A 19,788-nucleotide genomic window follows, 5' to 3' on the forward strand; every position below is an offset into this window, starting at 1 on the left:
AAACATGAAAAAGATAAAATATATATTGGGTTTTATTGGAGCTGCATTAATGTTTACAGCTTGTTCCGATTTTCTGGATGTAGCTACCCAAAATGGCTTGGATCCGGATCAGGCAAATGATGCAGAGAGATTTTGTAATGCTGCTTATGCTTCATTAATGAATCAACGTGATGTGAAATTATGGGCCTGGGGTGATGTCCGTTCTGATGATGCATATAAAGGTGGCGGTGGAACAAACGATGGTTATACAGAGCATTGTTATGAGACAGGTACACATATTGTGACTACTTTTGGTGAACCGGATGGATACTGGTTTGTGCAGTATTGTGGTATTTCCCGTGTCAATTCGGCTCTTAATGCATTGAATATTGTATCAGAAAAAGAATTTCCGAATAAGGTGACCCGACAAGCAGAAATGCGTTTTTTAAGAGGACACTTTTATTTCTTATTGAAAATACTTTTCAAGAATATCCCTTTTGTTGATGAGACGGTCCCCGAACATCAATATCAGTTCATATCTAATGTAGAATTGACTGATGTTGAGATGTGGGATAAAATTATTGCAGATTTTAAGTTTGCTTTTGATAATCTGCCAGAGAAGCAGGCCGATTTAGGAAGAGCTAATAAATATGCCGCTGCTGCTTATCTGGCTAAGGCCTATTTATATAAAGCTTATCGTCAGAATGAAAAATATGAAGTAACTTCAATTGACGTTGATGATTTGGAAGAAGTAGTAAAATATACCGGAGAAGTCTTGAAGTCAAATTACGGTTTGGAAACAGATTTCGCTTATAATTTTATGCCGGAATTTGAGAATGGGAAAGAGAGTATTTTTGCCATTCAATTCTCTAAAGATGATGGTACAATGTTTGGTAACCTGAATTTTGCAGATTTTCTTTCTGTTCCGCAGGGATTGGGATGTTGTGATTTCCATAAGCCGAGCCAGAATCTCGTAAATGCGTTTAAGACAAGCAAAGGACTGCCGATGTTCAAGGTAAACAACGGTGTATATTCGGAGAATTATGATATAGCCAATTATTCGAAAAGTAAAGCGGCTGATCCTCGTTTATTCAGTACGGTAGCAATGGATGGTTTTCCTTATAAATACAATGAGGATCTTCTTTTCCAGAATTCGTGGAATCGTAACCCGGAAGTATACGGTAATTATGCTTCATTGAAAGAGAATGTAGACCCTTCCTGTGATTGTTTTGTTAACCTTTCTCCGTATTATGCCAATTCGATGAATAAAATTCTCATTCGTTTTGCCGATGTTTTATTGATAAGAGCTGAAGCTTTGATTGAATTAAACCGTGAACCGGAAGCGTTACCTTTAATAAATCAGGTTCGTCAACGTGCACAGGATAGTGCGAATGGGATGGTAAATTATAGTGATCCGGATTTGAAACCGGTTATGGAAGTTGCACTTTATGAGGATGGAAACAATTGCACCTGGAATCAAGACTTTGCCCGCTATGCTTTGAGATGGGAACGACGTCTGGAATTTGCAATGGAAAATATGCGCTTTTTTGATCTGGTTCGTTGGGGGATTTGCAGTGAAACGATGAATAAGTATTTTCAATCGGAAAAAGCAAGACGTTCCTATCTGAAGGAAGCCGTATTTACAAAAAATAAAAATGAATATGTTCCTATACCTCAGCAGCAGATAGGTTATAGTAAAGATTTATACAAGCAGAATTACGGATGGAAATAATCTTAAATAGACAATTCATGAAAAAGTATTTTAGTTTAATAATGATAATGTTGTCTGTATCTTGCCTGTTTCTGACAGCTTGTGATGACGACAAACGTGATTCATTGGATTTCTCACAAGACGTGAATATTCATGAGTTTACAATAAATGGGGTGCAAGGAGTTATCGATAATGAAACCATGATGATCAAGGTAATGCTTCCGCCTAAGTCGGATGTTACTTCATTAGTGCCTGATATTAAGGTTGCAGATAACGCTGTTATAACTCCGGGTAGTGGCGAATCACAGAATTTTTCCGGAAATGTGGAATATAAAGTGACAAACGGTAATTTATATAATACTTATAAAGTATCAGTTGAAGTATTGAATGCCAGAATTACTAAGTTTATACTCAATGGTAGATATGTCGGTACGATCGATCCTGTTAATAACACGATTAGTGTAACAGTTCCTACCACTATTGATATCACAAAACTGATTCCTACAATCGAATATACAGAGGGAGCTACTATTTCTCCGGAAAATTCGAAAATACAAGATTTCACTAACCCTGTGGTTTATACACTTACTTATATGAATGAAACCTTTACTTATGAGGTTTCTGTAATACAAAGTGATCATACCTATGCATTCCTGGGTACGGCCGAAACCATTGACGGACTGACTAATGCTGATGAAAAGACTGCGGCAGAATGGATGATGGAAAATATTCCGAACAGTAAATATGTATCATTGGAGTCATTGAAAGATGGCGCTGCTTCACTCAATCAGTTTACAGCGGTATGGTTCCATTATGAACAAGCGAATACACTGCCGGTTATTGCTGCTAATAAGAATGTGACAAATGTAATTAAAGGATATTACAGCAATGGTGGTAATATTTTCCTTTCCGGAACAGCTTGTCTCTATACGGGAAGTCTGGGTATCACCCCTGCTGCATATACTCCAAACAATGCTTTTGGCAGTTTTGGTGATGCCGGGCAGGTGAATGCTCCTGGTGAACTTTGGGGTATTGCTATTACCGGTTGTGAAGAGCATCCTATTTATAAAGGAGTGACAATTGATAAAACCACTCAATCGTGGCCGGTAGTTTGGCTTGTTGGGAAAGAGATATCCTGGAGAAGGAATATCGGATGTCCGTGGGATCTTGTTGCCCCTTATACACAAGACTGGGCAGATTGGGCATCAAAGACGGGTGGTACACCATTGGCTTCTTTCAATTGGGATGATGATTGTAATGAAAAAGTTGCTGTTTCGGTATTTGATGGTATCGAAGGTGGAAAAGGAACTGCTGTTTGTATCGGAGCCCCGTCTTATGACTGGTATTATGAGAAAGAAAATGTGTCGTCAAATTCATACTATTCTAATATAGAAAAGATGACGTTGAATGTTTTCAATTATCTCACTAAATAATTGGTGTAAAATGATACATCGTTGCTTGTCAACGATGTATCCTATCCTTTACTATAAACAACAAACTTATTTTTTTAGTAGTCAAAATAAATAGAGATCATAATTATGAAAAAGTATATCTATGTTTTGTTTATGTTCGCAACTTTCAATTTATGGGCATGTAGTGATAGCGAACCTTCAAATGGCGGAGGAGAAGAGGTGGTGGATAAAACCACTGATTGTCAATCTGCCAGCGAGAAAGGTGCTTATACTACTTGGTATAAACCTGCAAATGGCTGGGTAGGTGATCCGATACCTTATTATGATGACGGTAAATTTTATATTTTCTATTTACAGGACTGGCGTTCGGGGTATCCTTTCTTACATCCATGGCATATGGTTTCTTCCACCGATCTTTCTTCTTTTACTTTTGGTGGTGAAACCATCCCTTGTGGGAAAGAAGAAGAGCAGGATGTAGCTTTAGGAACAGGTGGTGTAATTAAAGATCGTATTACCGGAGAATACTGTGCGTTTTATACAGGGCATCAATGGAAGTGGCAGGAGATGGGAGTACCTACACAGGCTATCTTATTAACTACCTCTAAGGATATGAAGACCTGGACAAAGAAGGGTGAACATAATTTCTATCTCTCTCTTAGGGGACAAAGTGGATATGTGGAAAATGATTGTCGTGATCCACATGTATTTTATGATGAAGAAGACGGATTGTATAAAATGGTGGTGACAACCCATACGAATGCAGGGGCAACATTGGCTTTATTCACATCTAAAGAGTTACAGAACGCAAAGGCATGGACATTGCAGGAACCTCTTTATACAGATCCGGCTATCTGGGTTATGGAATGTGCCGATGTCTTTAAGGAAGGAGAGTATTGGTATTTGACTTATTCGAATGTAGCTGATCGTAAAGTACATTATCGTTATGCCAAGTCATTGAAAGGGCCATGGATAAAACCTGCCAATGATATATTTGATGGCATTGCTTTCTATGCCGGAAAAACGATGTCAAACGGAAAAGAACGTTATTTGGCGGGATGGTGTCCGACGCGTATCGGTGATGGTGATCCCGATCAGTGGGGAGGTTCTTTGGTTTGCCATCATATGTTGTTTAATGCTGACGGAACCATTGATCTTAAACTTCCTGACGGAATTGATAAGAAGTTTACTACGTTGAAAAAGACAGTACTTATTGATAAATCCGGGAAAGCTGTCAAGAAAGAGAATTCATATGTTCTTTCGGATGTGGCTTCAGTGTCCTTCCCGCGATTGGATAAGACATGCAAAATAGAAGCAACTGTCAAAGCCACCGGCGATGAAGATGTTTTTGGGTTTGCTTTTGGAGCATGTGATGATAAAACAGAAGTTTATTCTATTCGTTTTGATTTGAAATCCAAGAAAATGATAATGTCAAAAGATGATTTGACACGTGGGACTACTCCTGCACAAACCGATGTTACATTGGCAGTTCCGGCCGATAAACAATTTAAGGTGAAGATTGTGGCTGAAAAATCAGTTTGTGTGATGTATGTAAATGATAAGATTGCATTCTCTAATCGTATTGACAAAATGCCTAAAAATCCTTGGGCAATTTTTACAGATAAGGGAACCGAGATTTCTTTCTCTGATATAAAAGTATATGAATAATCCTTTATTTAATAAATTAAAACATTGATAACATGAAAAAGACATTTTTACTCGTTGCTGCACTTGCTGCCACTTCTACATTATTGGCTCAAGATGATTTAGTTATTTATGGTGATGTAACTTCGGGCGTTGAATGGCACAACTTTGCCGGTCCGACAAATGTACAGGAAGTGGATAATCCAACTCCGGATGCGGTTAATTCGACAGCTAAATGTATCTCAATGAATCGTCCTAAAGAGACGGGTGGCTCTGACGAGATAGGATGGCCTTGGGAAGGCGCTTTATCCGAGAGTTTTAGTGTGCCTAATATTACTGACTATAATTCGATTTCGATGTTAGTAAAAAAGCCCTATCCTGGGAAAGTTTGCCTTGAATTACAGAGTCCAACAGGAGGAAGCGGTATGATATATGCAGAATATACTGCCACCGATGATTCCTGGCAGAAGTTGACATTTCCGATCATAAATGTTTCAGGGCTTGGAGCAACCGGACTTACCAAAATATTGATTGAAATTCATCGTGAAGATGAAAATAACAATGATGATTTCGAAGATTGCATTATGTATGCCGATGAGATTACTTTACATAAGGCTATGCCGGAATTTGGTTTTAATGGAGAAGATAAAATTGCTGGTGGATGGATTCCTTTCCCGGGAGATGAGTTCAGCAGAAAAGCCAGAATTGTTGCTAATCCGGATCAGACAGGTATCAATACCACTGACAAGTGTTTGTGGATTAAGAGAGAAAAGAATGATGAAGTATTTTCCGGTGCCATTAATCGTAATTTTAAGGTGAATAATTTAAATGAATTCAGATGTATGACGATGATGGTAAAGAAGAGTATAGCAGGACCGGTAAGTCTGGAGTTACAGTCTCCTGGTGAGGAAAAGAAACAAATTCTGACAGCTGATTATACAGAGGTGGGTAGATGGCAAAAATTAGAATTTGTATTCCCTGACAATTTGTTGGAGGGTGCTCCATTGCAAATTATTATTTTGCAGGCTCATGTTGTAGATACGAAAGAAGATGCAAGTTTTACCGAACCTGTGGATATATATGTAGATGAGCTTTATTTGTCGAGTGAAACTGTATCCATTCCTTTATATTCAAAGGATAAGAAAGAAATTGTGAAGACTGAGATTTATGATATCAGAGGAATGCTTATGACAACATTCGGTGCAAACGAAGAAGCCGTTATAGACAATCTGGAAAAAGGAGTTTATGTTGTTCGTCAAACAGATAAAGAAGGAAATGTGACGGTTGAGAAAATGATGAATAGATAATTTTAGTATGTATGGAAAGTGAAGAGGAGGGATTGAACATGACTCTTCACTTTCTTTTATAAAACTTTAAAGAATGCCGATATGAATTATACACGCTGTTTGCTTTTGTTGTTTAGCATGATGTCGTTTTTTTCTTGTAAACAAGAAAAATATGATATTACCTTTAGCTCATTATTAGATGAAATGGTTGATTACGAAGAGAGTGCCCGTTTTCCCGCCATACCATTTTCTTGCCGTCAGGAAAGTAGTTACGACCGCCGTTCTGTTCATCCGGACTCAGCAGGCTGGTTTGCCAATAATGATGGTTTTGGGATAATCCGTGTTGATACAATCAATGGGAGAAAAGAAAATGTTTTATTTGATCAGGATGGTCCGGGCGTTATTACGCGTTTCTGGTTAACAACAATGGATAAACGTGGTATAATGCGTTTTTATTTTAATCATGCCGGGGATGCCCAATGGGAGATACCGGCTTATGATTTGCTCCGTTCCGGTTTGTCAATAGGTAAAGAATTAGTGCAGGAACATCCGAATTATACTCCGGATGGAAAAGGAGGTAATACATTGTTTTTACCCATACCCTATAGTAATGGATGTAAGATAACATTTGAATTACCGGATTCAATTGAGCCTTCTCCTAAATACTATGGAATAAATTATCGTAGTTATCCGGTAGGAACAAAAGTTGAAACTTTTTCTGTTGAGCTCGTAGAGCAGAATAAAGATAAGATATTATATGTGGATTCATTACTCCGGAATTATCCTTCTTATGAGAAGGGAACATTGTTAACTGAATCCAAAGAGTTGTTTTCAAAAGATTCATTGTCGGTTGCTTTGCCCGAAGGAACGAATGCTGTCCGTTTATTATCTATAAATATTCAGGTGGATTCAGTACATTATGAACAGGCGATGCGCGAACAGGTTATTAAAATGAGTTTTGATGGTGTGGAGACAGTTACCGTGCCTTTGAGTGATTTCTCGGGAGCAGGTATGGGAGCACACAAATCAGATAGCTGGTATGTTTCTGCTGATGGCAAAGGGCATGTACTTAGCCGTTGGGTAATGCCTTATCAGAGTAATGCGTTTTTTAAACTTGTGAACCTATCTTCTACCACAGTAAAAGCTGATATCGAAATACGTGTGGATGATTGGAAATGGGATGAACGCAGCCTTTATTTTCATTCTTCATGGAGACAGGAAAATGGCATTCATGTAGAAGCAAATCCGGATAATGATGCGGCATGTATCGATTGGAATTTTGCAACATTAAATGGGCGTGGAGTTTATAAAGGAGATGTATTATCGCTTTTTAATCATACATTAGCATGGTATGGAGAAGGAGATGAAAAGATATGGGTGGATGATGATAAAGACTTTCCTTCTCATTTTGGCACAGGCACAGAAGATTATTACAATTGTTCCTGGGCTCCTGTCATTCCTTTCTATACACCGTTTGGAGGGGCAACCCGTGCAGATGCTGAAACGTCAATCGGGTATAATACATTTTTCCGAACCCGTAGTCTGGATCAGATCCCGTTTAATAGACACCTTCGTTTTGATATAGAAATGTTGAGTTGGATATCGGGTGAGGTTGATTATGCTGCTACTGTATATTGGTATGGTGATCTGAACGCAAAAGCAGAAAACAGCACATTGATAGAGGAGGTAACACGTCCTTTACTGCCTCAACCAGCGGATCCGGCCGCTTACAAGATTGCAACGAATGCGATAGAGTTTGAAAAATTAACTCCCACAGCAAAATCCGAAGAACTATTTACTGATGGTCAGGGCATGCTTACTTTCTCTAAAGGAAAGTGGAGTGGGAGTAAGCAATTGATCTGTACACATGGGAAAACTGGTAGTTTTATTGAATATGAATTTGAGGTGCCTGAGAATAAACCATATGATATAACTGTTCATGGAACAAAAGCACCGGATTATGGTATTATCGGCTTTTATGTAAATGGACATAAATCTCCAACCTTGTTTGATGGTTGCAGTGCGCCTGAATATGGTGTTGTTAATTCCGGGGCTATTCGCATCGGACGCTATGATCCGGAGAATGGAAAAATACGTCTAAAAATAGAGCTGGTTGGTAAGAATGAAAAGGCCCATGGTACGGGTGGTATTTTCGGATTAGATTGTTTGATATTAAATGCTGTGAAATAAATGATTGAGTAAAATATATAAAAGACAGACGTATCATTATTAGTATAGAATGAATCAAATATTATAAATACCGAATATTCAGACTTGGGCAAATGAGAACCCATGTAACAAATATAATATAGTTTGCAATAAATGTGATAGGCGTTCTATGCTATGGCGCCTATCTTTGCAGCAGTAGAATTTAAAAATCTTAATACCATAACAACATGTTTCATTTAAAAGATTCCTGGCGGAAAATCGGAAAAACACTTTCCTTGTTTATAGTAGGGACTGCTGCTTCTGTCTGTTCTTGTCCGGCTATAAATCCTCCTTTCGTGATTAAACATTTAGGTGACGGACAAAGTATTGTCCAGATAGAAGAGCAGAAAAAGTTTTTGCTTCTTCCGGTAGAAGAGGCTTCGCCCGAAGCAAAATTGTATATGATAGCTGATAACGATGTAGTGCGTAACATGAATGTCCGTTTGGCTGTTAATAAAGTAGATTACTTTGTACCAGTTGACCTTACCGGATTTGATAACAAACATCTTTCTTTCAATTTTCAGCTTATTCCGGATTCGGCTATATGTTGGAAAGAGATGAAACTTTCTGATGAATATGATACTTCCAATTGTGAAAAATTCCGTCCGGTATATCACTTTACACCAGCTTATGGATGGATGAATGATCCGAATGGGATGGTATATAAGGATGGTGTTTATCATCTGTTTTATCAACACAACCCTTACGGTTCTATGTGGGGGAATATGCATTGGGGACATGCTACCAGTACGGATTTAGTAAATTGGAAGCATCATGGCGATGCTATCTCTCCGGATGCACTGGGTACGATCTTTAGTGGTTCATGTGTGGTAGATAAAGACAATACTGCCGGATTTGGTGCCGGAGCCATAGTGGCTTTTTATACCTCGGCAAGTGACCGTCAGGTACAGAGTATGGCTTACAGCCTCGATAACGGAAAGACATTCAAAAAGTATGCCCGTAATCCCATTCTTACTTCCACCCAACGTGATTTTCGTGACCCGAAAGTGATATGGCATGAAGATACAAAGAAATGGATTATGATTCTTGCTGTAGGACAGGAGATGCAACTTTATTCTTCTCCTAACCTGAAAGACTGGACTTTGGAAAGTAAATTCGGTGAAGGACAGGGGGCTCACGGTGGTGTATGGGAATGTCCTGATCTTATAGAACTACCTGTCGAAGGCACTGAATTAAAGAAATGGGTACTTATCTGTAACCTTAATCCGGGGGGGCCGTTCGGTGGCTCGGCCACGCAGTATTTTGTGGGTTCATTCGATGGACAGAAGTTTGTAAATGACTCTCCGGCTTTAACCAAATGGATGGACTGGGGGAAAGATCATTATGCTACAGTAACCTGGAGTAATGCCCCCGAAGGCCGTCACATCGCTTTGGCATGGATGAGTAACTGGGAATATGCGAACAATGTTCCGACTCAACAATACCGTAGTGCAAACTCTGTACCTCGTGATCTTTCACTCTATACTTTCAATGGGGAGACTTACGTGAAGTGTACTCCTTCCAAGGAGTTACTTAAGTTACGTGATAAAGCAATAAAGAAGCGTACTTTCAAAGTAGACCGTACTTATAATATGGATAAGCTTTTTGCCGACAACACGGATACTTACGAAATAGAGATGACTATCAAAAATAAAAATGCCGAAGTTATCGGATTTCAACTATTCAATTCAAAAGGAGAAGAAGTGGAGATGAGCTACAATCTGATTGAGAAGAAATTCTCTATGGATCGTACAAAGAGTGGAAATGTATCATTCAGCAAAGATTTTCCAACTGTTACAATGGCTCCTATCGGGGGTAGTAATGAAATGAAACTTCGTCTGTTCATTGATAAATCGAGTGTTGAAGCTTTCGGCGACGATGGCCGGTTTGCGATGACGAACCTTGTGTTCCCATCGGAACCTTACAATCGCATTAGTTTTTATGCCAAAGGCGGAAGCTATAATGTGACTTCATTTACTGTGTATAAATTAGTAGTAAGTAGATAGTAGTAAGTAGTGGATAGTTCTGCTTTATCTAAGCAAAACATTTCTACTTAACTACTTCTCAACTTAAAAACTTCCCAACTTAACAACTCAAAAATAATGGAAAATACTAAAAATGCTTCGCTAACGAAGCTTGTCCCGGTGATGCTTTGTTTCTTTGCTATGGGATTTGTTGATCTTGTAGGTATCGCCTCTAATTATGTAAAAGCAGATCTTGGTCTGACAGATGCTCAGGCAAATATCTTTCCTTCACTGGTATTCTTTTGGTTTCTTATCTTTTCCGTACCTACAGGTATGTTGATGAATCGTATCGGACGTAAAAAAACGGTACTTCTTAGTCTTGTAATCACTTTTGCATCTTTGGTTCTCCCTATTTTCGGAGATGGTTATGTATTGATGCTTGTTTCGTTTTCTTTGCTTGGTATTGGTAATGCCTTGATGCAGACTTCACTGAATCCATTACTTTCTACTATTGTTAGTGGTGACAAACTTGCCAGTAGTCTTACCTTCGGACAGTTTATAAAAGCCATTGCTTCTTTCCTTGCTCCTTACATCGCTATGTGGGGGGCTACACAAGCCATTCCTTCATTCGACCTTGGCTGGCGTGTACTTTTCCCCATTTACATGGTTATATCGATTGTTGCCATTCTGTTACTGAATGCTACATCGATAGTAGAAGAACCGGAAGAAGGAAAGCCTTCCACTTTTATGCAGTGCCTGGCTTTGTTGGGTAAACCTTTTATTTTACTTTCATTCGTCGGGATTATGTGTCATGTGGGGATTGATGTGGGTACAAATACTACTGCTCCGAAGATTCTTATGGAGCGTTTAGGCATGACATTAGCAGATGCAGGCTTCGCAACCAGTCTGTATTTTATCTTCCGTACCATAGGTTGTCTTTTAGGATCCTTTATTCTGCGTAAAATGTCATCTAAAACTTTCTTTGCTATCAGTGTGTTTTTTATGTTGATGGCAATGGCAGGATTGTTTATTTTCCATGACTTGATGATGATTTACATTTGTATTGCTTTTATAGGATTTGGTAATTCAAATGTATTTCCTATCATTTTCTCTCAGGTATTATTGTTTATGCCGAATAAGAAAAATGAAGTTTCCGGTCTGATGATCATGGGGCTTTTCGGAGGAACAATTTTCCCTTTGGCAATGGGAGTTGCTTCTGACGCCATCGGACAGAGCGGTGCGGTAGCCGTAATGACGGTTGGAGTAGCATATCTCTTATTCTACACTTTCCGCATTAAAAAGTAATTTAAGTTGTAAATAGTTTAATCGTAAATTAGTATGAATAACATAATCGTAGGAATGGGTGAGGCACTATGGGATGTGCTGCCCGAAGGAAAAAAAATAGGTGGTGCTCCGGCAAACTTCGCTTATCATGTATCGCAGTTTGGATTTGACAGCCGTGTGGTAAGTGCTGTTGGCAATGATGCGTTAGGGGATGAAATCCTTGAGGTATTCAAAGAAAAGCAGTTGAAGCATCAGTTGCAAGTGGTGAATTATCCTACCGGAACCGTACAGGTAACGCTCGATAGTGCTGGTATACCTCTTTATGAGATTAAAGAGGGGGTAGCCTGGGACAATATTCCATTTACTGATGATCTGAAACGCTTGGCGCTCAGTACTCGTGCTTTCTGCTTTGGTTCGCTGGCGCAACGCAATGAAGTGAGTCGTGTTTCTATCAATCGTTTTCTTGACGCGATGCCCGATGGAGATGAGCAGTTGAAGATATTCGATATCAATCTTCGTCAGGGGTTTTATACCAAAGAAATCATTCGTGAGTCTTGCCAGCGTTGCAATGTACTGAAGATTAATGATGAAGAATTGGTTGCTATCAGCCGTATGTTCGGTTATCCGGGTATCGATCTTCAGGACAAATGCTGGATCCTCCTCGCTAAATACAATTTGAAGATGTTAATACTGACCTGTGGAACCAACGGGAGCTATGTATTTACTCCGGGCGTAGTCTCTTTCCAGGAGACACCCAGAGTACCGGTAGCCGATACGGTGGGGGCAGGTGATTCGTTTACGGCTGCTTTCTGTGCTTCGTTATTGAAGGGTAAGAGTGTGCCCGAAGCCCATAAACTGGCAGTTGAAGTTTCTGCATATGTATGTACTCAGAGTGGCGCTATGCCTGAGTTACCACAGGTTTTGAAAGACAGATTATCGTAACTTATATCTGTTTGTAAAGCGCTGATAATGAGTTGATATAAGAGTGTACGCTTTGGTATAACAAGAATGTACATTCTTGCATAGTCAGGTTGTACACTTTTGTTATGCAAAAGTGTACAACCTTGTAATTACTCATTTTTGTTTATAGCTGATTATTTTCTTTATCCGGTATTCGTTGCTATATTCGTTTAATGAATAGAGCCAATTTAAATACATATCAGTCGGCATTTTTCGATACCCAAGTTGATGAATTCTGCTGTATAGCTCATTCATCTGTTTCTTTATGGTGACAGAAGGGCTTTGTTTATATTGTTGTGTTACAATTTGTGCTTTTAGCAATAATGCATTGATATAGTCCGGATAATACTTCAAAGCCGTATCACAACATTGTACAATGAAATGCCCGTCCCCGCTCCCATACTTGTGCATGTATCCTTGAGCTAAATCAGTCAGACACAGAGCTATTGATTGCCGAACGGAGAGAGTATCCATATATATGCCATTTCTGATCGCATCCAGATGGATGTATCCGGATGCTGTCAACCAGGCATCTGTGGGAAAATCGGCACAGGTTAGTTCTATATTATACCAGCCTGCCCGTTTGTTCCATGCTTTTATGTACATATGGTTAGGGGCCAGTGATAACCAGCACTTCTCACCGAGTTTATCCATAATTAATTTGTAGAGTAGTGGCATGGAGTGGCAATTTCCTTTTTTCGTTTCCATCATACGTGATACAAACATGTTGTTCCAGTTTTCCCGTCCGGCGTAATCATCAAAGTTATATTCAAATGGAGTATGCCATGCTACTGTGTCTCCAACTTGCATAGGAATGGAATCTGTCATGAAAACGAAAACGGCGCATTGTGCCTTGGCTGCTTGCTCGTCTCCTTGTCCTTCATAACGGATATCGCCGGATTGCATAATACCGCGGTAAAAATTAGTATACCATTCTATTTGCTGATTGAATATCTCTTCATTCAGGTTGCCGTTGTAATAAGCATTTTCTACGGCATAGACTGCTTTTTGCAGATCCATGGAGTCTTTGCCGGATAGCATATTGGTGAGAGTCAGTTGTTCTTTGATGTAGGTAGCTTGAGAATATACAGGTAATGCCATGATACATGTCATTATGTACAGAAGGTAAATCCTACACTTTTTATTTAATTTTTCTATTTCATTTTGATACATGTGAACTCTTATTTTATATGTGCTGCTTGTTAATTGGTTTGACGTAAATAGTTACTGATTTTTATAATCTCTTCAAGAGGTATTTCGCCTTCTGATTTTACATCTTTACCATCTAAATTAAAACAAATCACATTGTTTATATTCGCATTTTCCTTGGGATCACTGACTCTTTGAGAGGCATTCATTAATATACCATTGTCCTCAAAATAAACTTGAATCGACTCAAAATGAATTTTTTGGTAATTGTCTTTGAATAGCTTGTAATCATAATATAGAATTAAGCATTTCTTTTGTATAATAATGACCTCTGTTCCATATTTATTCCACAAATATAATTTCAATAGATAACCAGAAGAAAGAAAGCCTACGATGCAAGTGATAATGAAACCCAAAGGAATACCTTCACCGGTTGTAGCCAAATATATAAAGAATATAATCGGAATGAAAAAGATTGAAAGTGCAAAAAATAAAATAATACTTAGTATACCTGTTTTTGCTTTCTTTACATGAATTTTCAAAGAAATACCATCCGAAAATTCTAACTCATAAATTGGTATTAGCGATTTTTTTGTTTCCATATTCTATAATCTTTACTTCTTTCTGTTTTTCTTCATCTTCTATTATTGATTTTGTTTTAATTTTAATAAATTACCTGCCTGGCACTATGTTTTATATATCTGTAAGTTGCTTGCTGCTACCGTATTTAAAGTGAACTTATATAGAAAATAGTATCGATACCCAACTGATTAAAATAGTTAAGATTATAATAGTAATTATTTTGTGTTTCTTTATCCAGGAACGATAAAAAAATGAACTTATAACAAAAGATGTCATACAAATAAAAGAGGTTAGATAAAAAGAATATACCAAAAAAGTAAGAGCATCTACCTTGATTTTTTGAATAAAGATAGTTCCACATATGACTAATAATATTATTACTGTTATTAAAGTAAGCAATGTTATTTTAATGGGATTCATAAATGATTGTAATTGATTATTTTATATACCATTTTATTCCACTGGGTATAGATTTAGTTGTCCAGTGTAGGGTCTTCCACAGATTATCGATTGTGCTTTTTAGACCAGTGTTCTAACCATACCATTGTACATTTACATTTTCAGTATAAATCATTTGACCCGAGGTAACCACTCCAATCGTTTTGCACTTAATAATCTATATGTATGTTGATTTATTCTGAGTGAATCTGAACCTTTTTCTTTTATAACAGAATCATTTAATTCTGTAATCTTATAAATGGATTCGGGTACGTTGATCAGTACAGTGCTGTCATCCGGTTCGAAAAAGTAATAATCATAAAAAAATTGATGTCCCATTGGAGGTAGAATTGCAGTTGAATCATATTTTATCATGAGTTGATATGGATAACGTTTTATGATTTTACCAGAAAAACTAGATTGTCTAAAATAAGATTTCTGTTTAGTAAAAGCTTGTTCCGCGGCAGCTTGTATTTCATACAACTCATGACCAATTATAACAATAATAGTAAGTGCACATCCTGCGAAGATACTGGCTATAATTATTAATATTCTCTTTCTATTTTTCTTCATCTTCTATTTCAGTATAGATTTTATATAGTGTTGTATACAGTCAAAAATATAGTAGAATGTTGTTTACGATCAGACTAAATAAAGTATCATATACATTATCGTTTGCCATCCTTTATGAATTATTCAATTGAATGTAAATGTCTTATTTTCATCATTGTTAGCCGTCAACATCAGAATGATATTATCAATGACTTTATCTTCATACTGTTTTGATGAACGTATATGTTCTATTTCTTTAAGAATCTTATTTTGGTCTTCTATTATTCTCTTTACTAAAAATAGGTCATACAATGATTCTTCGTTTGGATTTTTATTTAAATAGAGTTGAATCTCATTGATAAGTTCTTTGAATAATTGATTTCTATTTACTGTGTCACCTTTAGATTCCAATATAGCAACTTCAAATGCTTTTATATACATATCCTTTTTATAATTAGTTGAGAAATCTGATGAATTAAATGATTCAACATATTTCTTTCCTCCTTCGTAGTCTTTTAATAAATACCTAATTGAAAGATTCAGTTCAAAAACTTTTCTTTTTACAGGTTTGCAATCAATACTATCTAAATATAGTTTTGCTTCTTCCAGACATAATGTACTATCTGTTAGTGAATATTGAAGCCAGCGATTGAAAGCTTTTTCATAAAGAGAGTTACATCTTTCGCTATTTTTCTTTGAACAAGACAATAATAACGTTAATAGTAAAATGAATATATAAATGATTCTATAATGCATAAGTTTGTTATTTGACAGTCCATGTATTTAAATTGAGAGTTTTGATAACGTATTACTTTAATTCGTAGGAAGTTATTATGTTTACTTTTACTCCATTGTTAGATGCTGGAGTGAATAATGGAAGTTTATCTACTCCTTTGGTTATACAATCTATGATTTTTGGATCATCACTGTATGTGTGGTGGATATGGGTTCTTCCTATAGTATCAATATTAACATAAAAAACAATAGGAGAACTTATTTTCAATTTATTATATTGAAACCATTGGTTGAAGAAGTTGTTTATTATTACTGTGTTATCATCATTGTTATAGGCTGTTGGAAGTAAAGGGGGAATATCTACTCGATTGATAGAACTTCCTATTGTTTTTGTTCTTTTTTCTACAAATGTATTTCCTCTTTTCACTAACTTATGAATACTAATGAATTTGTTTTGGTATTCTGTCAATCCTAATTTAATGTTTATACTGTCACCTACTTCAAAATAAAAAGAATTATAAGTGCCTTTAACATAGATTCTGTTTCCAATTAAATAAGTAGAATCCATTTTTCCGTCTTTACAAAAACTAATTTTATACATTAATACATTACCTCCCTTCCATGGGGTGTATTGTATTTTATCAACTCGTCCAGTAATCACTTTGTTACAAGAGGATAGAAATAAAAGAATGATGTAAAATATTAAATATTTATTCATGGTTACATTTCTTTTTTTGTTATTCTCCATAAATATTTCCTCTTTTAATAATCTGCTCATTTACAATAATATTATATTCTTTAGTGTCTATATTTATGAAAGTATATGGAGGCTTTCGTTTATTATTCTCAAAGAAATGGTTAATAAAAAAGTTATCAGGTACAATCTCAATATTATATTTTGAACATCCAACACTTTGTATTGTTGAGTAGGATGTTCGAGCATATATATCTGAAGTATTCACGATGATTTGTATATAATCTATTGTTCTAAGTTCAATAGAGTCTTTACTATTATTAAGTGATAAAGAATCCTGTGCAAAGAAAATGACAAATCTCCCTCCTGGACGTTTGGACGTTTTTACGAAAACATCTTTTTGGGGTAATTGGAACATGTAATTATTTTCCCTATAGACTGTTTCGCCACAGGAAAGAAAAGCTAATGATCCTAGTATTATAAAAGTGTTTTTTTTCATAATTACTTATTTTATATACCATTTTATTCCACTGGGTATAGATTTAGTTGTCCAGTGTAGGGTCTTCCACAGATTATCGATTGTGCTTTTTTAGACCAGTGTTCTAACCATACCATTGTACATTTACATTTTCAGTATAAATCATTTGCTCCGAGGTAACCACTCCAATCGTTTTGCACTTAATAATCTATATGTATGTTGATTTATTCTGAGTGAATCTGAACCTTTTTCTTTTATAACAGAATCATTTAATTCTGTAATCTTATAAATGGATTCGGGTACGTTGAACAGTACGGTACTGTCGTCCGGTTCGAAAAAGTAATAATTATAAAAAAATTGATAACCCATTGGAGGTAGAATTGCAGTTGAATCATATTTTATCATCAGTTGATATGGATAACGTTTTATGATTTTACCGGAAAAACTAGATTGTCTAAAGTAAGATTTCTGTCTGGTAAAAATATGTTCCAAATCTGTCTGTATTTCATACAATGTATGACCAATTATAACAATAATAGTAAGTGCACACCCTGCGAAAATACTGGCTATAATTATTAATATTCTCTTTCTATTTTTCTTCATCTTTTATTATTGATTTTGCTGAGTATAGATATGGGAAAATTATGTTATAACAAGATTTATTACTCAATTATTTAGCAAGCTCTAATTAATACTTCTTTTTGACTTTTATTTTGTCGATATTTTTATATCCATATAAATGATTATTGTAAATAAAATATGTTGTACTATCTACGGCAGTAAAATATACGGTATCGTTTCGAGCGAAAACAATTCCTCTTTCATTCTCACCACCAATTGATAAACCCGGTTCAGGGCTATATTCGATACTATAATAACTACCATCTCTATTAATGCCGTCACACGATATGGTATATTTGAGTCCGTCAATGAAAAACTCCCAACTATCCATGCGAATACGTTTACCAATTTCAATATACTGTACAAAAAAAAGGTACACTAAAAAAGAAGATAAGAAAGCATTAATCACTAAAAAAGGTGTATAATACATCTTGATAAAATAGAATATGCCGGCAATCACTAAATTGGCTAAAAATACTATAGGAATAATAAATAATAAAATAATACTAAGGCTACTATCAGGTTGAGTGTACAGTGTCCAACAACCAACCATAATTATATCAATAATCAATAGTATTGACAACGTTTTGATATTCTTTTTAGAAAATAATGTTTTCATTATATACGTACTTTTTAATATGAAACAACCTTTCCATCTACAATTTGATAACGTCCCTCTGGAAGATTACTTATTTGATCATAAAAAACAGAGTCACCAACCTCCATAAAGTTCACCTTTTCTTATAACTTGCTGATCTACTGCCACGTGATACTCTCTCGTATCAATGTTTATATAAGAATACGGTTCTATTTGTTTTCCATTTTCAGAAAAACGATCATAATCACTAAAAGAAATCATTTGGAAATTAAAATGTTGATGTTGGATATGCTGTATGGGAGCAGCATATTCTTTTATATAAACATTCGTTGTATCCATAAACATATAAATGTAACCACCCGTTTGGAATTCGATAGAATCTTGACTATTCTTTAGCATTAAGGAATCTAATGCGAAAAAAATAACAAACTTTCCTCCTTTGCGTTTAGATGTTTTCACAAAAACATCCTTACCTGGTAATTGAAAGACACAATTAATTTCTGTTCGTTCGGATTTCTGTTCACAAGAAAGAAGGACCAACATTACTAATACAAATACTATTATTTTTCTCATTTTTAATTACTTAAAAAAATATTTAGTCATACCTGGTACAGACTTATATTGCCAACGTATTGCTTTCCACGGATTTTTAAATGATCCTCTTATGCCATCTTTCCATCCTCGGAACTGTGCGCGTTGGCTTGAAAAGCCTTCTACAGATGGATGATTATCCTGCTTAGACTGCAATTTATCGAATTGCCATCGGGCTAAGTCCCAACTAATTTGGTGATATCCAGTTATATATCCTGCTACATTTATCTCTTGTTGTGTTCTTTGATTACGTCGCTCTAATTCATTAGGATCATATGCATTAGACTGTGCTCTTTTAATAAAGGGAGATGGGGTACTGGAATGAGTTTGTGGGTTGATGTTTATTCCATAAGTGTCCATCGTGGCGGGCTGGGGGACCGGAATAATGGGTAATTGAGCATATAGGTGCCAACTACATAAGATGACGAAGAATATGGTTAACGATTTCTTCATTGTAGCAGTTACTAATGATAATGTTCGCAATATAAGGATTTATTATTGACTAATCAAAGAAAATACTGGAAAAGTGAGAGTAAGTAGAGAAATAATCCCTTTCCTCACCAATACACATTTGTTCTCTTATGTTATCGAATGCAATACCATGATGGAATTAGTAAAAGTTTCAAGAAAATGCAGTTATCCTGTCTTTTTGTTCTTATATGATCGTTTTTTATAACACACTTATTCTAATCATTGCTATAACTGGAGAATAAATTGCATAATAATGTAAATTACTACCCCTGTTTTATTGCATAATCTTCCTTTATTTGGATAGTTATGCATATTTACCCGGCATGTTATCTTAATTTTCCCTATATGATAAGTTCGGTTCCTCTACCATTATCTTTGCCATGGAAAACATAGTTCTTTATGAACGTTAATAAGAATAAATTTCTTAATATTGT

At 36.1% G+C, this 19,788-nt stretch carries 18 protein-coding genes; 8 read left to right on the forward strand and 10 right to left on the reverse strand.

What is annotated here, in order from left to right; all coding sequences use genetic code 11:
* The first annotated feature begins 4 nt into the window (after positions 1-4).
* The 8 genes from HCG69_RS15575 to HCG69_RS15610 all read left to right on the forward strand — a co-directional run bounded on the left by HCG69_RS15575 (position 5) and on the right by HCG69_RS15610 (position 12,427).
* Positions 5-1,711: a RagB/SusD family nutrient uptake outer membrane protein gene (locus HCG69_RS15575; RefSeq protein ID WP_195660575.1), complete on the forward strand. Its 1,707-nt coding sequence runs from the start codon at positions 5-7 to the stop codon at positions 1,709-1,711.
* Between the two features lie 17 nt (positions 1,712-1,728).
* A complete protein-coding gene (locus tag HCG69_RS15580; protein ID WP_223381340.1) occupies positions 1,729-3,123 on the forward strand; it encodes a DUF4960 domain-containing protein in 1,395 nt (464 codons plus the stop codon).
* A 105-nt stretch (positions 3,124-3,228) separates the two neighbouring features.
* The gene (locus HCG69_RS15585; protein WP_195349752.1) at positions 3,229-4,767 is read left to right on the forward strand and encodes a glycoside hydrolase family 32 protein; all 1,539 of its coding nucleotides are present in this window, start codon (positions 3,229-3,231) and stop codon (positions 4,765-4,767) included.
* A 32-nt stretch (positions 4,768-4,799) separates the two neighbouring features.
* Positions 4,800-6,050, forward strand: a complete 1,251-nt coding sequence (locus HCG69_RS15590; RefSeq protein WP_025866996.1) for a T9SS type A sorting domain-containing protein — start codon at positions 4,800-4,802, stop codon at positions 6,048-6,050.
* 81 nt (positions 6,051-6,131) lie between these two features.
* A complete protein-coding gene (locus tag HCG69_RS15595) occupies positions 6,132-8,219 on the forward strand; it encodes a glycoside hydrolase family 172 protein (RefSeq protein WP_221650802.1) in 2,088 nt (695 codons plus the stop codon).
* Between the two features lie 206 nt (positions 8,220-8,425).
* Positions 8,426-10,243 carry a GH32 C-terminal domain-containing protein gene (locus HCG69_RS15600; RefSeq protein WP_221650803.1) on the forward strand — a complete coding sequence of 606 codons (1,818 nt, stop codon included), beginning with the start codon at positions 8,426-8,428 and terminating at the stop codon, positions 10,241-10,243.
* A 96-nt stretch (positions 10,244-10,339) separates the two neighbouring features.
* Entirely contained in the window at positions 10,340-11,506 is a 1,167-nt protein-coding gene (locus tag HCG69_RS15605) for an MFS transporter (RefSeq protein WP_221650804.1), read from the forward strand.
* Positions 11,507-11,539: 33 nt separating this feature from the next.
* The gene (locus tag HCG69_RS15610; protein ID WP_221650805.1) at positions 11,540-12,427 is read left to right on the forward strand and encodes a carbohydrate kinase; all 888 of its coding nucleotides are present in this window, start codon (positions 11,540-11,542) and stop codon (positions 12,425-12,427) included.
* Positions 12,428-12,559: 132 nt separating this feature from the next.
* Here HCG69_RS15610 and HCG69_RS15615 read toward each other — a convergent pair whose 3' ends face one another.
* The 10 genes from HCG69_RS15615 to HCG69_RS20740 form a co-directional block, all read right to left on the reverse strand.
* Positions 12,560-13,546 (reverse strand): hypothetical protein, encoded by a 987-nt coding sequence (locus tag HCG69_RS15615; RefSeq protein WP_255586121.1) that lies wholly within the window; start codon positions 13,544-13,546, stop codon positions 12,560-12,562.
* A gap of 101 nt (positions 13,547-13,647) precedes the next feature.
* Entirely contained in the window at positions 13,648-14,196 is a 549-nt protein-coding gene (locus tag HCG69_RS15620) for a hypothetical protein (RefSeq protein WP_002561021.1), read from the reverse strand.
* A gap of 550 nt (positions 14,197-14,746) precedes the next feature.
* Positions 14,747-15,187 (reverse strand): hypothetical protein, encoded by a 441-nt coding sequence (locus HCG69_RS15625; protein ID WP_221650807.1) that lies wholly within the window; start codon positions 15,185-15,187, stop codon positions 14,747-14,749.
* Positions 15,188-15,310: 123 nt separating this feature from the next.
* Positions 15,311-15,922 (reverse strand): hypothetical protein, encoded by a 612-nt coding sequence (locus HCG69_RS15630; RefSeq protein WP_221650808.1) that lies wholly within the window; start codon positions 15,920-15,922, stop codon positions 15,311-15,313.
* Between the two features lie 52 nt (positions 15,923-15,974).
* Complete coding sequence (locus HCG69_RS15635; protein WP_221650809.1) at positions 15,975-16,679, reverse strand: hypothetical protein; 705 nt, start codon at positions 16,677-16,679, stop codon at positions 15,975-15,977.
* Positions 16,639-17,094 carry a hypothetical protein gene (locus tag HCG69_RS15640; RefSeq protein WP_221650810.1) on the reverse strand — a complete coding sequence of 152 codons (456 nt, stop codon included), beginning with the start codon at positions 17,092-17,094 and terminating at the stop codon, positions 16,639-16,641. The genes HCG69_RS15635 and HCG69_RS15640 overlap by 41 nt, the downstream gene beginning before the upstream one ends.
* A gap of 141 nt (positions 17,095-17,235) precedes the next feature.
* The gene (locus HCG69_RS15645) at positions 17,236-17,676 is read right to left on the reverse strand and encodes a hypothetical protein (RefSeq protein ID WP_221650811.1); all 441 of its coding nucleotides are present in this window, start codon (positions 17,674-17,676) and stop codon (positions 17,236-17,238) included.
* Positions 17,677-17,761: 85 nt separating this feature from the next.
* Positions 17,762-18,313 (reverse strand): hypothetical protein, encoded by a 552-nt coding sequence (locus HCG69_RS15650; RefSeq protein ID WP_221650812.1) that lies wholly within the window; start codon positions 18,311-18,313, stop codon positions 17,762-17,764.
* A gap of 93 nt (positions 18,314-18,406) precedes the next feature.
* Positions 18,407-18,865 carry a hypothetical protein gene (locus HCG69_RS15655; protein ID WP_007486178.1) on the reverse strand — a complete coding sequence of 153 codons (459 nt, stop codon included), beginning with the start codon at positions 18,863-18,865 and terminating at the stop codon, positions 18,407-18,409.
* A 6-nt stretch (positions 18,866-18,871) separates the two neighbouring features.
* Positions 18,872-19,336, reverse strand: coding sequence for a hypothetical protein (locus HCG69_RS20740; protein WP_255586122.1), 465 nt, complete (start codon positions 19,334-19,336; stop codon positions 18,872-18,874).
* Between the last annotated feature and the right edge of the window lie 452 nt (positions 19,337-19,788).

The organism is Bacteroides sp. K03 (genome assembly GCF_019734355.1).
In the GTDB taxonomy this organism is placed as follows: domain Bacteria; phylum Bacteroidota; class Bacteroidia; order Bacteroidales; family Bacteroidaceae; genus Bacteroides; species Bacteroides nordii.

Excerpts from the sequence above, each read along its gene's own strand:
- HCG69_RS15575 (WP_195660575.1), top strand. The coding sequence starts at position 5 with ATGAAAAAGATAAAATATATATTGGGTTTTATTGGAGCTGCATTAATG.
- HCG69_RS15580 (WP_223381340.1), top strand. The coding sequence starts at position 1,729 with ATGAAAAAGTATTTTAGTTTAATAATGATAATGTTGTCTGTATCTTGC.
- HCG69_RS15585 (WP_195349752.1), top strand. The coding sequence starts at position 3,229 with ATGAAAAAGTATATCTATGTTTTGTTTATGTTCGCAACTTTCAATTTA.
- HCG69_RS15590 (WP_025866996.1), top strand. The coding sequence starts at position 4,800 with ATGAAAAAGACATTTTTACTCGTTGCTGCACTTGCTGCCACTTCTACA.
- HCG69_RS15595 (WP_221650802.1), top strand. The coding sequence starts at position 6,132 with ATGAATTATACACGCTGTTTGCTTTTGTTGTTTAGCATGATGTCGTTT.
- HCG69_RS15600 (WP_221650803.1), top strand. The coding sequence starts at position 8,426 with ATGTTTCATTTAAAAGATTCCTGGCGGAAAATCGGAAAAACACTTTCC.
- HCG69_RS15605 (WP_221650804.1), top strand. The coding sequence starts at position 10,340 with ATGGAAAATACTAAAAATGCTTCGCTAACGAAGCTTGTCCCGGTGATG.
- HCG69_RS15610 (WP_221650805.1), top strand. The coding sequence starts at position 11,540 with ATGAATAACATAATCGTAGGAATGGGTGAGGCACTATGGGATGTGCTG.
- HCG69_RS15615 (WP_255586121.1), bottom strand. The coding sequence starts at position 13,546 with ATGGCATTACCTGTATATTCTCAAGCTACCTACATCAAAGAACAACTG.
- HCG69_RS15620 (WP_002561021.1), bottom strand. The coding sequence starts at position 14,196 with ATGGAAACAAAAAAATCGCTAATACCAATTTATGAGTTAGAATTTTCG.
- HCG69_RS15625 (WP_221650807.1), bottom strand. The coding sequence starts at position 15,187 with ATGAAGAAAAATAGAAAGAGAATATTAATAATTATAGCCAGTATCTTC.
- HCG69_RS15630 (WP_221650808.1), bottom strand. The coding sequence starts at position 15,922 with ATGCATTATAGAATCATTTATATATTCATTTTACTATTAACGTTATTA.
- HCG69_RS15635 (WP_221650809.1), bottom strand. The coding sequence starts at position 16,679 with ATGAGCAGATTATTAAAAGAGGAAATATTTATGGAGAATAACAAAAAA.
- HCG69_RS15640 (WP_221650810.1), bottom strand. The coding sequence starts at position 17,094 with ATGAAAAAAAACACTTTTATAATACTAGGATCATTAGCTTTTCTTTCC.
- HCG69_RS15645 (WP_221650811.1), bottom strand. The coding sequence starts at position 17,676 with ATGAAGAAAAATAGAAAGAGAATATTAATAATTATAGCCAGTATTTTC.
- HCG69_RS15650 (WP_221650812.1), bottom strand. The coding sequence starts at position 18,313 with ATGAAAACATTATTTTCTAAAAAGAATATCAAAACGTTGTCAATACTA.
- HCG69_RS15655 (WP_007486178.1), bottom strand. The coding sequence starts at position 18,865 with ATGAGAAAAATAATAGTATTTGTATTAGTAATGTTGGTCCTTCTTTCT.
- HCG69_RS20740 (WP_255586122.1), bottom strand. The coding sequence starts at position 19,336 with ATGAAGAAATCGTTAACCATATTCTTCGTCATCTTATGTAGTTGGCAC.